At 52.7% G+C, this 14,942-nt stretch carries 11 protein-coding genes; 5 read left to right on the forward strand and 6 right to left on the reverse strand.

Features of this window, described 5'->3' with window-relative positions; all coding sequences use genetic code 11:
* Positions 1-158: 158 nt before the first annotated feature.
* Together cybC and pmbA are read right to left on the reverse strand one after the other, a co-directional pair.
* Entirely contained in the window at positions 159-545 is a 387-nt protein-coding gene (gene cybC, locus ACLJRE_RS12050) for a cytochrome b562 (RefSeq protein WP_001232231.1), read from the reverse strand.
* A 98-nt stretch (positions 546-643) separates the two neighbouring features.
* On the reverse strand, positions 644-1,996 hold the full coding sequence (pmbA, locus tag ACLJRE_RS12055; RefSeq protein ID WP_000852997.1) for a metalloprotease PmbA: 1,353 nt from the start codon (positions 1,994-1,996) through the stop codon (positions 644-646).
* 95 nt (positions 1,997-2,091) lie between these two features.
* Here pmbA and yjgA point away from each other — a divergent pair, with 95 nt between their 5' ends.
* Positions 2,092-2,643, forward strand: a complete 552-nt coding sequence (gene yjgA / locus ACLJRE_RS12060) for a ribosome biogenesis factor YjgA (protein WP_000166287.1) — start codon at positions 2,092-2,094, stop codon at positions 2,641-2,643.
* A gap of 106 nt (positions 2,644-2,749) precedes the next feature.
* On the opposite strand, the gene mpl is transcribed toward yjgA, so the two are convergent.
* Entirely contained in the window at positions 2,750-4,123 is a 1,374-nt protein-coding gene (gene mpl / locus ACLJRE_RS12065; RefSeq protein WP_001219832.1) for a UDP-N-acetylmuramate:L-alanyl-gamma-D-glutamyl-meso-diaminopimelate ligase, read from the reverse strand.
* 174 nt (positions 4,124-4,297) lie between these two features.
* Between mpl and fbp the strand changes: the two genes are divergently transcribed.
* From fbp to ACLJRE_RS12085, 4 genes are all read left to right on the forward strand, one after another.
* Entirely contained in the window at positions 4,298-5,296 is a 999-nt protein-coding gene (fbp, locus tag ACLJRE_RS12070) for a class 1 fructose-bisphosphatase (protein ID WP_000853764.1), read from the forward strand.
* Between the two features lie 226 nt (positions 5,297-5,522).
* A complete protein-coding gene (gene ppa / locus ACLJRE_RS12075) occupies positions 5,523-6,053 on the forward strand; it encodes an inorganic diphosphatase (protein WP_000055079.1) in 531 nt (176 codons plus the stop codon).
* Positions 6,054-6,462: 409 nt separating this feature from the next.
* A complete protein-coding gene (locus ACLJRE_RS12080) occupies positions 6,463-7,626 on the forward strand; it encodes a metallo-dependent hydrolase (protein ID WP_023212817.1) in 1,164 nt (387 codons plus the stop codon).
* The gene (locus ACLJRE_RS12085) at positions 7,623-8,831 is read left to right on the forward strand and encodes an MFS transporter (RefSeq protein WP_000203125.1); all 1,209 of its coding nucleotides are present in this window, start codon (positions 7,623-7,625) and stop codon (positions 8,829-8,831) included. Before ACLJRE_RS12080 ends, ACLJRE_RS12085 begins: the two co-directional genes overlap by 4 nt.
* A 53-nt stretch (positions 8,832-8,884) precedes the next feature.
* Here the strand turns inward: ACLJRE_RS12085 and ACLJRE_RS12090 are convergent, their stop codons facing one another.
* From ACLJRE_RS12090 to tamA, 3 genes are read right to left on the reverse strand one after another with little or no spacing between them, the layout of a single operon-like run.
* Complete coding sequence (locus ACLJRE_RS12090; protein ID WP_001219167.1) at positions 8,885-9,229, reverse strand: gamma-glutamylcyclotransferase; 345 nt, start codon at positions 9,227-9,229, stop codon at positions 8,885-8,887.
* Between the two features lie 2 nt (positions 9,230-9,231).
* Complete coding sequence (tamB, locus tag ACLJRE_RS12095; RefSeq protein ID WP_058108863.1) at positions 9,232-13,011, reverse strand: autotransporter assembly complex protein TamB; 3,780 nt, start codon at positions 13,009-13,011, stop codon at positions 9,232-9,234.
* A complete protein-coding gene (gene tamA, locus ACLJRE_RS12100; protein WP_001120237.1) occupies positions 13,008-14,741 on the reverse strand; it encodes an autotransporter assembly complex protein TamA in 1,734 nt (577 codons plus the stop codon). Before tamA ends, tamB begins: the two co-directional genes overlap by 4 nt.
* Positions 14,742-14,942 lie beyond the last annotated feature (201 nt).

Consider the following 14,942-nt stretch of genomic DNA (forward strand, 5'->3'; position numbering starts at 1 on the left):
ATTAATGAATTATCGCCGGGAAAGTGTGAGATCTATCGCGGCATAAAGAGGAAATGGCGAAACAATGACGTTGTCGTATAAAGTGAGAAAGTGTGATGGGTATTACAGTTTGCCGGATGGCGACCTGCGGATAAAGCGAAGCCGCCATCCCACAAAGATTAACGATACTTTTTATGATACGTATTGCGGGTGGTTTTTAGCGCTTCCGCCGCCGCTTTCGCTTCTTTAACGTTACCTTCGTTCGCCAGCTTCAGCGCGCCATCAATTTGGCCGACCAGAATGTCAAAACCGTGACGAAAATCCTTCATTTCCGGGCTATCCGGCGCTTTATCTTCCAGCTTTGGCGGCGTAGCTTTTTGAGCATCCAGCGCGGCCGCGCGCATTTTGGTTAATGCCGCTTTCAGCTCAGGGGCACTATCCGTTTTCTCAACAACTTTCAGGTTATCATTGAGAATATCCATATTATCTTCAAGATCGGCAGCAAAAACAGCCGAACCGAATACCAGCGATGACACAGCAAGAATAGCTAACAGGCTTTTACGCATTGCTCACTTCCTTTTTTATTATTAACGATAAGTGTAATACCCTGAATAATTCGAGTTGCAGGCAGCCAACGCGCCTGCAGCCTGAAGTATGACGGGTATTATTGTCCGGCGATTTTCATCTCCGGTAACAATACCGAACCGCACTGTATATTACTGCGCGTTTCGATATCATCACCCACGGTGACAATATTACGCCACATCTCTTTTAAATTACCGGCAATGGTAATTTCACTTACCGGGTACTGGATTTCACCATTTTCAACCCAGAATCCCGCAGCGCCGCGGGAGTAGTCGCCGGTAATACCGCTGACGCCCTGGCCCATCAGTTCCGTCACCACCAGGCCGGTGCCCATCTCTTTTAGCAACTGCTCAAAGTTCAGCCCCTGCCCGGCGATACGCCAGTTATGAATGCCGCCAGCATGACCGGTACTTTTCAGCCCCAGTTTGCGGGCGGAATAGTTGGTCAGCAACCATTGCGTCAGTACGCCATCCTTCACAATGTCCCGGCGCTCTGTACGCACGCCTTCGCTGTCGAACGGTGAAGACGCCAGCCCTTTTAGCAGATGCGGGTGTTCTTCGATGGTTAACCATTCCGGCAGAATTTGTTTGCCCAGCGAGTCGAGCAGAAAAGTGGATTTACGGTATACCGCGCCGCCGGCAATCGCCCCGACCAGATGACCAAATAGCCCTGTCGCCACTTCATTGGCGAAAATGACCGGCGCTTTCATGGTGGAGAGCTTGCGCGGCGACAGGCGGGATAAGGTGCGGCGCGCGCACTCGGTCCCGACCCATTCCGGCGCTTGCAGATCCGCCATTGCCCGACCGATGGTGTAAGCGTAATCACGCTCCATATCGCCGTTCTCTTCGGCGATGACGCAGCTTGAGAGCGAATGGCGCGTGGAGCAATAGCCCTGCAACATGCCGTGGCTGTTGCCGAACACTTTAATGCCGTAATGGCTGTTAAAGCTACCGCCTTCGGTATTGGTGATGCGTTTATCCGCCTTTAGAGAAGCCTGCTCCGCACGCGCGGCCAGTTCAATGGCTTCGTCTGGCGTAACCTCTGCCGGGTGGAACAAGTCCAGATCCGGCGCGTCAAACGCCAGCAGTTCTTTGTCCGCCACGCCTGCGCACGGGTCCGGCGACGTGTAACGCGCGATATCCAGCGCGGCCTGCACGGTACGGGCAATCGCCTGCGGGCTTAAATCCGTCGAAGAGGCGCTGCCTTTGCGGTTCTGGTGATACACCGTAATGCCCAGCGCGCCGTCGCTATTAAATTCGACATTCTCTACTTCACCATAACGGGTGCTGACGCTAATGCCGGTGGTCTTGCTGACGGCGACTTCCGCCCCATCCGATTTGCCTGAGGCTAACTCCAGCGCTGTCGAAACTGCTTCTTCCAGAATCTTACGCTGCGCTTCAACTTGTGAGATTACTTTCATTGCAAATGCCATAATGTAGAGAGAGTTTCTCTGAAGTCTAACAGAGAACCGTTTTTCAGTGCGCATCTTAACTGGTAACATTAGCCTCTTTTTTTAAGGAGCCTGACATGACAAAGCAGCCCGAAGACTGGCTCGACGACGTTCCCGGTGATGACATCGAAGACGAAGACGATGAAATTATCTGGGTCAGTAAAAGTGAAATTAAACGCGATGCCGAGGAATTAAAACGCCTGGGCGCGGAACTGGTGGATCTGGGGAAAAACGCGCTGGATAAGATCCCGCTGGACGCCGATCTGCGCGACGCCATTGAACTGGCCCAGCGAATCAAAATGGAAGGACGCCGCCGCCAGTTGCAGCTTATCGGAAAAATGCTGCGCCAACGCGACGTTGAACCTATTCGCCAGGCGCTGGACAAGCTGAAGAACCGCCATAATCAGCAGGTGGTGCTGTTTCACAAGCTTGAGCATCTGCGCGATCGTCTGATCGTCGAAGGCGATGACGCGGTAGCCGAAGTACTGACCCTGTGGCCGCACGCCGATCGTCAACAGCTTCGTTCATTGATCCGCAATGCGAAGAAAGAGAAAGAAGGCAACAAACCGCCGAAATCAGCGCGTCAGATTTTCCAGTATCTGCGCGAGCTGGCGGAAAACGAAGGATAATTTTACACGTTGGTAGCATCTGCCGGATGGCGGCGCTGGCGCCTTATCCGGCCTACGGGAATGTACGTATTGTAGGCCCGGTAAGCGCAGCGCCACCGGGCATTTTTTACTCCACAACCAGTGCTTTTTTCGCCAGCCCATCCAGCAATTTCTGATGGATGCCGCCGAAACCGCCGTTGCTCATCACCAGGATGTGATCGCCAGGCTGTGCGGTTTTCACCACCATTTCCGCCAGCGTATCGACATCGCCACTCCAGTGAGCAGGCTGTACGCAGGCTTCAGCGACTTCCGCCACTTGCCACGGAATATGCGGCGGCTGCAGCAGGAACACTTCATCCGCACGCCCTAACGACGGTGCCAGGTCATCCTTGCATAACCCCATCTTCATCGTGTTAGAACGCGGCTCCAGCACTGCGATAATGCGCGCGGTGCCGCCCACTTTACCGCGCAGCGCCGCCAGCGTGGCCAGAATTGCCGTCGGGTGATGAGCAAAATCGTCATACACCGTCACGCCGTTCGCTTCGCCGCGCAGTTCCAGACGGCGGCGGGCGTTAATAAATGACCCCAGCGCGCTGGCCGCTTCTGCAGGCGCGACGCCCACGTGGCGCGCGGCGGCAATCGCCATCAGCCCATTATGCATATTGTGCTCGCCGACCAGGCCCCATTTCACATCGCCGACTTTTTCGCCGTCCAGCCACACTTCCCACTCGGAAGCATCCGTAGTCAGCTTCTTCGCCTGCCAGTGTCCCTGCTCGCCCACCAGCTCCTGCTCGCTCCAGCAGCCCAGAGCCATGGTCTGTTTCAGGTTGATGTCGTTTTCCGGCCAGATGATGCGCCCCTGCCCCGGCACGATGCGCACCAGATGGTGGAACTGCTTCTGGATCGCTTTCAGATCGTCGAAGATGTCGGCATGATCAAACTCAAGGTTGTTGAGGATCAGCGTCCGCGGGCAGTAATGCACAAATTTAGAACGTTTATCAAAGAACGCGCAGTCGTACTCATCCGCTTCGATAACAAAGAACGGGCTCTCGCCCAGGCGCGCGGAAACCTCAAAGTTGCCCGGTACGCCGCCGATCACGAAGCCCGGTTTGTACCCGCACGCTTCCAGTATCCAGGTCGCCATGCCTGCGGTCGTGGTTTTGCCGTGGGTACCGGCGACCGCCAGTACCCAGCGGTCGCGCAACACAAAGTCGTGCAGCCACTGTGGACCAGACATAAAGGGAATGTTTTTTTCCAGCACCGCTTCCACGCACGGATTCCCGCGCGTCATCGCATTGCCGATAATCACCAGATCCGGCTGCGGATCGAGCTGGCTGGCGTCATAACCCTGGATCAGATCAATGCCTTGCTTCTCAAGTAAGGTACTCATCGGCGGATACACATTGGCGTCCGAACCCGTTACTTCATGACCAAGCGAGCGAGCCAGCATCGCCAGCCCCCCCATGAAAGTGCCACAAATTCCCAAAATATGAATGCGCATACGTCACTATCCTTTTTTTATCTGCGAGCCATTTTACGCACATGTCTGGCAAGTGAGAAACGCATTTCAGGTAAATCTGTACTTTGCTGGCGCGATTCACCTGAGCGCATCATCTGAAATGTTTGTTAAGATTGTTACGGTCGCTTTACTCCAATCAATTGCAGGGAAAGTGTTATGAAAACGTTAGGTGAATTTATTGTCGAAAAGCAGCACGAGTTCTCTCAGGCTACCGGTGAGCTCACTGCTTTGCTGTCGGCAATAAAATTGGGCGCCAAGATCATCCACCGCGATATCAACAAGGCCGGTCTGGTCGATATCCTGGGTGCCAGCGGTGCTGAGAACGTACAGGGCGAGGTTCAGCAGAAACTCGATCTGTTCGCGAACGAGAAACTGAAAGCTGCACTAAAAGCGCGCGATATTGTAGCGGGCATCGCATCGGAAGAAGAGGACGAAATCGTCGTCTTTGAAGGCTGCGAACACGCAAAATATGTGGTGCTGATGGACCCTCTGGATGGCTCTTCTAACATCGACGTTAACGTCTCTGTCGGTACGATTTTCTCGATTTATCGCCGCGTGACGCCTGTCGGCACGCCGGTCACCGAAGAAGATTTCCTGCAACCGGGCAACAAACAGGTCGCTGCGGGATATGTCGTGTATGGCTCGTCCACCATGCTGGTTTACACCACCGGCTGCGGCGTCCACGCTTTCACCTACGATCCGTCGTTGGGCGTGTTCTGTCTGTGCCAGGAACGTATGCGTTTCCCGGAAAAGGGTAAAACCTACTCCATTAACGAAGGCAACTACATTAAATTCCCGAATGGCGTGAAGAAGTACATCAAATTCTGCCAGGAAGAGGATAGTTCAACAAGTCGCCCTTATACCTCACGTTACATTGGCTCTCTGGTGGCCGATTTCCACCGCAACCTGCTGAAAGGCGGCATCTATCTCTACCCCAGCACCGCCAGCCATCCACAGGGAAAACTGCGTCTGCTGTATGAATGCAACCCGATGGCGTTCCTCGCGGAACAGGCCGGCGGCAAAGCAAGCGATGGTAAAGAACGTATTCTGGATATCATTCCGGAAAGCCTTCACCAGCGCCGCTCGTTCTTCGTCGGCAACCGCCATATGGTTGACGATGTGGAACGCTTTATCCGCGAATACCCGGACGCGTAATCTTTACCACCATGCGGAATAACGCATGAAGCCGCCATTGGGCAATAACATGTCCGATGGCGGCGTTGCCTTATCAGGCCCGTGATTTTTTCGGTTCTTAACCTTTGTCATTCATGCTCCGCAACGACGCGCCAGATGAGGCGGAAACGAAAACAAGCGAAGACTTTCGGCGTGAGTTGGCTATAATACTCGCCACTTGTTTGTCATAAATTCAAAGGAAACAGACATGAGCTTACTCAACGTCCCGGCGGGTAAAGAACTGCCGGAAGATATCTACGTCGTTATCGAGATCCCGGCTAACGCAGATCCGATCAAATACGAAGTTGACAAAGAGAGCGGCGCGCTGTTCGTTGACCGCTTCATGTCCACCGCGATGTTCTATCCGTGCAACTACGGTTACATCAACCATACCCTGTCTCTGGACGGCGACCCGGTAGACGTTCTGGTCCCGACGCCGTACCCGCTGCAGCCAGGCGCCGTCATCCGTTGCCGTCCGGTTGGCGTACTGAAAATGACCGACGAATCCGGTGAAGATGCGAAACTGGTTGCCGTACCGCACACCAAACTGAGCAAAGAGTACGATCACATTAAAGATGTGAACGATCTGCCGGAACTGCTGAAAGCGCAGATCACTCATTTCTTCGAGCATTATAAAGATCTCGAAAAAGGCAAATGGGTGAAAGTTGACGGTTGGGACAACGCCGAAGCGGCTAAAGCGGAAATCGTTGCCTCCTTCGAGCGCGCAGCGAAGAAATAAGTTCGCTTTTACATAAGCGTCAAGATAAAGGCTCTCATAGTAATGAGGGCCTTTTTATTGGCTAATGAATAGAACACAATTTTTATCATTATTAGTTTAACATTCACGGAATGAATAAGACTTTACCTTATTTTTTATTAAAAAGGGTTGAATACGCTCACGGTTTCTCTAAAAAGCTCAAGATAATAATTGTTTTGTGAATGCCCCCAGACTCCCCTGGACTTACGCCCTAAATATTAGCAAGCGCTAAATTCTTATTTAGTGCATAAGCCCGATTACCTTTTTAATAAGGTATCCTAAGCTCTCCCTACCAATAATTGTATTTTTAATCCAACATAACATCCGCTCAAAACACACTTTTTAATATATTTTTAAGGGCTGCCATAATTATTTACTATTTTAAGAGATTATGATGAAAAATGATATATTAATTACCGGTGGACATATCATCGATCCCGCTCGTAATATTAATGAGATTAACAATTTACGCATCATTAACGATATTATCGTTGATGCCGATAAATATCCTGTAACTTCGGAGACCCGGATTATTCATGCCGACGGCATGATCGTCACTCCCGGTCTTATCGATTATCACGCGCATGTTTTTTATGACGCGACGGAAGGCGGCGTCAGGCCTGATATGTACATGCCGCCGAATGGCGTCACTACCGTCGTGGATGCAGGTTCTGCCGGTACGGCAAACTTTGATGCCTTCTACCGAACGGTGATTTGCGCCAGTAAAGTTCGAATCAAAGCGTTTCTGACCGTGTCGCCGCCGGGCCAAACCTGGTCACAAGAAAATTATGATCCTGACAATATTGATGAAAATAAGATCCACGCGCTGTTTCGCCAGTATCGCAATGTTCTTCAGGGATTAAAACTCAAGGTTCAGACTGAGGACATTGCTGAATATGGCTTAAAACCGCTGACTGAATCCCTTCGTATTGCCAACGATTTAAGGTGCCCCGTGGCAATACACTCGACTCATCCCGTCGTTCCCATGAAAGAACTTGTCTCCTTGCTACGCCACGGCGATATTATCGCTCATGCGTTTCACGGCAAAGGTAGCACCATTCTTACTGATGAAGGCGCTGTCTTAGCCGAAGTCCGTCAGGCAAGGGAAAGAGGCGTTATATTTGATGCCGCCAATGGTCGCAGCCATTTTTCAATGAACACGGCACGCCGGGCCATCGCCAATGGCTTTCTTCCGGATATCATCAGTAGCGATCTCTCAACCATCACTAAACTCGCCTGGCCTGTTTACGCCTTACCATGGATTTTATCGAAATATTTAGCACTCGGCGTCGCGCTTACCGATGTCATTAACGCCTGTACCCATACCCCAGCAGTTTTAATGGGTATGGCAGCAGAAATTGGTACGCTGGCCCCTGGGGCATTTGCCGATATCGCCATCTTTAAATTAAAAAACAGGCATGTTGAATTTGCCGATATTCATGGTGAAACGCTCACGGGGACGCATGTGCTGGTACCACAAATGACCATAAAATCCGGTGAGATATTATTTCGTCAAATTGATTTTGGCGCGCGGCCAAACGGAGTTGAAAAATGACCTCAATGCAAAAATGGCTACGGATCGGCGCGACATTAATGTTCGGCCTTTTTGTTGCTTATCTTGACCGTTCTAATCTTTCCGTTACGTTACCTACGATTACACACGACCTGAATATTGATGGCGCAACGGCCAGCATTGTATTAACCATATTTCTTATTGGCTATGCCTTTTCAAATATTTTTGGCGGCGTATTTACCCAGCGATACGATCCGAAAAAAATAGTCATTCTGATGGTGCTAATCTGGTCGATTGCGACCGTTTTTGTCGGATTTACCTCGTCAGTGTACGTTATTTTGATTTGCCGGTTGGTGCTTGGCATTACCGAAGGCATTTATTGGCCGCAGCAGTCCCGCTTCGCCAGCGACTGGTTTTCAGACAAAGAACGGACGCAGGCGAACAGCATTATCCAGTATTATGGACAGTTCCTGGCATTAGGCCTGGGATTTATGATTTTGTCCCCGCTGGATGCTGCCTTCGGTTGGCGAAATGTTTTTATTATCACTGGTGTGATCGGCATTTTTGTTGTGGTTCCACTTTATATAACAATGCTGAAAAAACAGGAAGAAGCGCCTTATTATCGTGCGCCGGCGCCAACAGAGAAAACTAAACTTACCCTGGAATCGCTGGGCGGAACCCCTTTCCTACTCCTTATTTTTACCTACATCACTCAAGGGATGTTGTTCTGGGGAATTACGTTATGGATCCCCATGGTTGTCAATTCTCTCGGCTATACCGGATTCAGTAAAGCATTGGTCAGTTCTCTGCCTTATCTGACTGCGGTTATACTGGCAATCCCTATCTCATGGATCAGTGATAAGACACAAAAGCGTGTACTTATTGCTTCACTGGGCCTACTAATCCCCGGCGTAATGTTATTTCTCTTGCCATTTGTCGATGCGCCGGGATTTAAAATCACGCTCATTACCCTGGCGATGGGTTATTATGCCGCCAGCTTTACCCCCAATATCTGGTCGATTATCCAGTCGAACGTTAAACCCCATGCGATTGGCCCAGCCTCCGGTATTATTAATGGCATCGGCGCCGGCGGCGGCGGTACGCTGGCAGGCCTAATGGTCGGCTATTTTTACCGGACAACCGGCAGCTACATGCAGGGATTTATGGTTCTCGGATGCATTGTTATCCTGGGCGGCGCGTCATTATTGATCTACGGCAGAATAAGAGCTCACCATGCCCGGCGCTAGCGCCATCAGCCAGAATGTAAAAAACAACGCCACCCGAGGGTGGCGTGTTCAGTTCAGGGCTGGTTTCTGTCTAACCAGTCACCGCTTTCAATCAGAGTTAACCCATCAACAGGACGTTGATATACATACATCCATGCGCTGCCGTAAGGCGTCTGGATTAACTGGCGTGCGTATTCACCGCCCCTGGTGCGCAAAGCATCAAGTTCGGCCAGCGTGGCGTTATCAATTCGATAAACTTCACCGTATACCGCTCCGTTTCCCGGAACTGCGCCTGGATAGTGGCCCAGACTATACAACTGGTAGTTATCGATACGGTAATCGCCAAGCAATTGGGCATTGGTCATCCAGTGACTGTTGCCTTGTTTCTGTCGTAAACTGCCATAGACAAATATTCGCATTGCTAAAACTCAAACTGATAGAGCAAATCAAGTGCCTGATCTACGCCAGACACTGCTTCCAGATATAGCTTAGGCATCAGGCGATAACGTAACGTGAGCGTCGCCAGAGAGTCAAATATCCCTACACCATACTTCACCTGTAGACCCGGCAGTACATAGCCGCTGACCACGACCTGAGACGAATCGCCCACCCCTTGCGTGTCCAGCGCCAGATTACTTACACCGAATGTCTCTCCGATTTTACCCACAACCTGACCACTTTGCGCAACCCCCAGGCCAATAAGCATGGAGGTCATTGCTGCGCTATCACTCTGATTGCTGTCCAACCCCTGCCCACGCAGCAGATAAGAAAGCGCTTCAGCCTGCGGCATCGCCGGATCGGAGAAGATTTCCGCTTTGGGTTCATCAGCAGTGCCTGTGACACGCACGCCCGCAATGACATCGTCTTCGGTGGCGTCAGGGTTACGGATCGCTTCGATATTGAGCAGCGGCTGATCCGGCGGGCCGGAGAACAGCAGCTCGCCTTTACGGACAAGCAGGTCCTGGCCGTAGGCGCGGAATCGGCCGTCAGGAATATTGATTTGACCATTCAGCCCCAGTCCCTGCTTATCCTGCGCGACTTTCAAATCGCCGGTCAAACGCGCTTTAAGCCCGAAGGCGTCGATGCGCACGTTGTTGCCGACGTGGACCGTCAGATTACTGTTGATGGGAATAGACGCTGTCTGCGGCGTTTCTGGTTGCAGGTCATTATTGAGCATAACCACATCGCTGGAGACGCCAACCGCACTCTCTGGCAGGTCGTGCACCACAATTCGCGCCCACGGAACGTCCACACGCCCATCCAACGTGAACAGCGAAGGCGTCGCGTCAAAGACCACATCCGGCGAGACATCCAGGCGCACCATCGGCGGAACGGTAATCCGCACCCGGCTGCCTTTCGCCGTCACCCGCGCGCGCCAGTTGTCAATCTGGCTCCAGTCGGCGTTACCGTTCAGGTTAATTTGCCCTTGTTGTGTTCGCACGATACCGGCGAGCGTCGAACGCGTACCGCTAAAGTTCATGGTGAGCTGGCTCGGCTGCATCTCAAACGGCATAAAGTTACCGTCAATATCCAGCGCGCTAAGCTGCAACTGGCCAAACAACTGCGGGCTTTGCACATCGCCGCCCAGACGTAGCCTGGCGTTTAACATTCCCGCCGCTTTTTCGCCGCGCGAAAAGACAGGGTTGACCATCGCCAGATTGAGATTGCGCATGTTGACGTTACCGCCGAGATTGCGCCGCCCCTGAGGATCGGTTACCTGCACCTGGCCATCGAATTGACCATTGTTCGTCAGGCGAATCAGCCATCCCAGCTCGGCGCGATTATTATGCAGTTCGGCGCTGAGGTTCAGCGTCTCAAACGCGACCGGTAACGGCGCGTCATTGACGGTCTGCGTGACCTTCACGTTACGACCGGAAAGCGTGACCTTCCCCTGCGGCAATCCCTCCTGGGTGGTATCCCACGACACGTCCGCTTTCCCGCTAAAGACCCCGCTGGCCTGAGTGGTATCAGGCATAAATGGCTTCAGCATCGCCAGATCAAAGCGGTTGAGATTGACCACCGCCCGTCCTGCGGCGCCCGCATCAATGGTTTGCGGTACGCACAGCTCGGCGTTCGGGTTCAGCCAACAATGCGGCCCGATACTGATTTTCTGTTCTTTATTACGGTAGTCCAGCGCAATCGCGCGGGTCAACGACCATGGCCCCACCGGCGTCTGGAAACGGGTGTCGCTTAACGTCCCTTTCCAGCGCGCCGCCTCGCGATCAAAACTGCCTGTCAGGGAGAGTTGACCGGATACCGGTTCTCCCTGAACACGGAGCTGTAGCTGATGCTGCTTCTCGCTGCCTTTGGCGTCAAGCGTCACCAGATTGATGTTAACGTCGGGCTGCGAAATCCGCTCTACGCGAACGTTGAGATGGCCCGCTATCTGATCGGTGGATTTAATATCGCCTTCAATGCGCGCCTGGGCGACAGACAGCTCCTGCCAGCGCAGACCGCGGGCGGTGATATCCGCCAACAGCTGCGGCGCTTCTACCGTACCGCGGACTTTAACGATTCCTTTTGCCATGCCGCCCAGTCCTGGCAGCGCATTATCCAGCCCCGGCGCATCGATGGCGGCGTCAAGATTCAGCTCCTTAACGCCAAGCTCGCCTTTTATATCGGCGCTGTTTGGGCCCAGCGCAAGGTGCAGCCCCGGGATCGTCCACTGCATGTAGCTGTTGCCCTTTAGCGTCCCGTTGACGTTAACGCTGTTCTGCTTCACATTGCCGGTCAGCTTGAGCTCCGGGACATCCATCTGCCAGGTGCCGCCGTAGAGGCTGCCTTTGGTTTTCATGACGCCGTTAAGCTTCGCGGGCCAGTCCGGGATCTCTTTAGCGGTATTGATGCCATTCAGCGTCAGTTCGCCACGCCAGCTAATCGCCTGCTGCCAGTCCACCAGCGCTTTCAGTTCGGTTTTTCCCTCCAGAGCGGCGACGGTGAGTTTATCGAGATTAATCTGCCGCTCATTCCCTTTGGCATCCAGCGTGATGGTCGCCTGCGGAATATCTTGTCCTTTCACGGCGGTTCGCATCGACAACGTATAGTCGGTCATCTTACCGCTCAGTTTGAGCTTCAGATCGTCAGCCTGAAACTGGGTATCACCCGTCAATGGCCAGGCAATGCGTTGGCTGACGACTTCAAGATTGAGCGGTAAACCGGCCTCCGCCAGCCGCGTCTGGGCGCGAAGCGCGACATCCATCGGCCCGGAAAGGTTCACCCCGACCTCCAGTTGTTCGCGTAACGCGCCGCCGACCTTGAGTTTTATCTTTTCACCCTTTAGCGGATCGATATTCAGCGTACTGTTGAGCGTAATATCAACCGGCCAGTTATTGGCGAGCTGCGCCGTACCGGAGGCCTTCACCGTGCCCTGGTTGGCGTCGATATCCAGAGTATCCAGCTTCATATTACCGTCGATACTGCTGACTTTAAGCAGCATCGTGCGCACCGTCAGATCGGTATCGCCGGTGATGCGTAGCTGCTCGCCGCGAAATGACTCGATATTCAGATTGAGCGGCAGGTGAACATCAGTCATCTCCGGCATTACCGGTTTTGCAAACAGATCTTTTAGCGTTTCGCCAAGCGGCTTTTCATCCGGTTGAGGTTTCTCGATTTTGGGTTCAACCACCTCTTCCTGCGCCACGTCAGCGACCTTCGGCAGCGCAATCAGCAGTCCCTGAAGCCGCGTCGGTTTCAGGGTCAGGTTCTTCTCCTGCCATGCCAGCCCGGAGGTAAAATCCAACACCGAAACGGTAGTGTCATCAATCTTGATATTGATGTTATTCAACGCCACGCGCGACAGCGTGATGGGCCAGGGGGTGGAGAGGTTCAGCGGTCCGCTTTCTTCCTCTTCTTGCGCCGGTTCGGAAGGCGGCATTTTTTTGCTGTCGATAGCGACATTGATGTCTTTTAGCGCCAGATCATTGACGCACAGGCTACTGCGCCACAGGCAATCAAGCCCGACGGCCAGATGAATTTCGCCCGCATTCACCGCAACGCCCGGCTGCTCATAGCGGATATTTTTTAATGATAAGTCCCGCCAGCCGCCGGTGACCTGCCCAATCTCCAGCCCCGGCACCCAGCGGTTCGCCGCACTGAATACCAGATGCAGCCCCGTCGTCGTCCCGACCAGAAACGCAACGCTCGCCAGTAACACCACAATGAAAATCAACACGCCGAGGCTTATTTTCTTCCATAAACTCATAATTCAGGCCCCAGACCGATATAAAACTGTAAACCGTGTTCGTCTTTGTCGCCGACCGGTACGGCAAAATCGAGTTTGACAGGCCCAACCGGCGACGCCCAGCGCACGCCGACCCCGGTCCCGGTTTTAAAATCGCTACGGCGAATATCACTCACCGCCTCGCCGCTATCGACAAACACTGCCCCCCACCATTTGCCGGTGACGTTATACTGGTACTCCAGCGATCCGGTTGCCAGTTTTGAGGCGCCTTTAAGATTGCCGTCGCTATCTTTAGGCGAAATAGATTTGTATTTATAGCCGCGAATACTGCGGTCGCCCCCGGCGAAGAAACGTAAATCCGGCGGAACTTTGTCGAAATCACCGGTTTCTATCCAGCCCAAATTGGCGCGCATCACAAAACGGTGGCGATCGTACAAAGTCCGAATCCAGACGTTTTGCGCCTGCAGCACGGAGAAATCCACGTCGGAGCCCCAGGCCGTATTCGAATAGTCTACTGAATAGCGCTGCGAATCGCCCCAGGTTGGCATCAGTCCCCCTCGCGAGCGGGTTCGGCTGATCATCACGCCCGGGTAGAACAGCATGGTGGTATTGGTGACGTTCCCTTGGGTAAAGTGGTCGAAACTCCAGCGCAGGTTAATCGCCCGCTGCCAACCGCTGGAAAGGTCCCAGTAACGCGACACGGCAAGCGTGGTCGAGTCCTGCTCCGTATCATTCAAATCGGTACGTTTAAAACCGCCCTGTACCAGATAGTATTGCTCCAGCGGGTTTTTCAGCAGCGGCATTTTATAACTAAAATCCAGCACCTGTTCCGGCGCAGAAATACTGGTGCTGGTGGTCAGGCTATGACCGTAGGAGTTCATCCACGGTTTTTTCCACGACGCTTTCACGCGCGGCCCGACGTCGGTGGAGTACCCCACCCCAGTTTCAATCGTGTTTTCGGTTCGCGGCGATACCACGCCTTTTAACGGCAGAATTTTTGTTTTACGCGATTTCTCAAATTCCGGCGCCACCACGACAGAATTAAACCATCCGGTAGCGGAAAGTCGGCGGTTTAGTTCCGCCAAATCTTTCGACTCGTACTCATCGCCCTCTTTAAACGGCAACAGATTTTGTAAATATTCATCACGAATCTGCGAACCTTCGAAGGTGACAGGTCCGAAGCGATAGCGCTCACCGCTATCATAATCAATATCCCAAAACGCCTGATGACGGCCCAGAGCAATTCCCAACTGACTTTTAACGAATTCGCTGTCGAAATAGCCTTTACGTAGCGACACGCTGGTTAACGACTTCTTAAAATTGTCATAGTCTCCCTGGTTCAGCACCGTGCCGATTGCCGGACGCGTTTTCAGTAAGGCCAGATAATCTTTGTCCGTGCGCGCGCCGCCGCGTAAAATGACTTCTGTACCGCCAATCAACACCGGCTGGCCGGGCGTAACCCTGGCGATTAATACCTGCCGTCCTTTCGCAGGCGGTGGAAGCAGGTCGAATTTGATAGTGGGTTCGTAATAGCCTAACGCTTTAAGCCCTTCGCGAATCGCATCATCAACTCGGGCGCGAAAGCGCCGATCCGGCGTCACCTCATCGCTCTGAATCGTAGAGAGCTGTGCGCGAACGTTTTTTTCCAGCTCTCCGGATAGCCCTTCGACTTTCAGACGAACATTTGCGGCTACCGCAGAACTGCTCAGGCACAGTAAGCTAACCCAACATAACTGACGGATATGTGGCACATTTTCTCCTGAATATCCCCTATTCCCACCCCTGGAAAAAATCACACTACCGCTCCGCGGCTTAACATAAAATCAACAATTTCGATTGAAAAGCAGACGACTGCCCAAATATTTCTTATGGTTAAATCCAGATACATTAATGTTGTTATTGTGTGCAAAGATGCGTCTCGTTACAACCTTAACGCCAATTAACGCTTTCGG

The sequence above is a fragment of the Salmonella sp. SAL04157 genome, from assembly GCF_046551635.1.
In the GTDB taxonomy this organism is placed as follows: Bacteria; Pseudomonadota; Gammaproteobacteria; order Enterobacterales; family Enterobacteriaceae; genus Salmonella; species Salmonella enterica.

Coding starts and splice junctions, on each gene's coding strand:
- fbp (WP_000853764.1), top strand. CDS start 4,298: ATGAAAACGTTAGGTGAATTTATTGTCGAAAAGCAGCACGAGTTCTCT.
- pmbA (WP_000852997.1), bottom strand. CDS start 1,996: ATGGCATTTGCAATGAAAGTAATCTCACAAGTTGAAGCGCAGCGTAAG.
- ppa (WP_000055079.1), top strand. CDS start 5,523: ATGAGCTTACTCAACGTCCCGGCGGGTAAAGAACTGCCGGAAGATATC.
- mpl (WP_001219832.1), bottom strand. CDS start 4,123: ATGCGCATTCATATTTTGGGAATTTGTGGCACTTTCATGGGGGGGCTG.
- cybC (WP_001232231.1), bottom strand. CDS start 545: ATGCGTAAAAGCCTGTTAGCTATTCTTGCTGTGTCATCGCTGGTATTC.
- ACLJRE_RS12090 (WP_001219167.1), bottom strand. CDS start 9,229: ATGCGAATATTTGTCTATGGCAGTTTACGACAGAAACAAGGCAACAGT.
- yjgA (WP_000166287.1), top strand. CDS start 2,092: ATGACAAAGCAGCCCGAAGACTGGCTCGACGACGTTCCCGGTGATGAC.
- tamB (WP_058108863.1), bottom strand. CDS start 13,011: ATGAGTTTATGGAAGAAAATAAGCCTCGGCGTGTTGATTTTCATTGTG.
- ACLJRE_RS12080 (WP_023212817.1), top strand. CDS start 6,463: ATGATGAAAAATGATATATTAATTACCGGTGGACATATCATCGATCCC.
- ACLJRE_RS12085 (WP_000203125.1), top strand. CDS start 7,623: ATGACCTCAATGCAAAAATGGCTACGGATCGGCGCGACATTAATGTTC.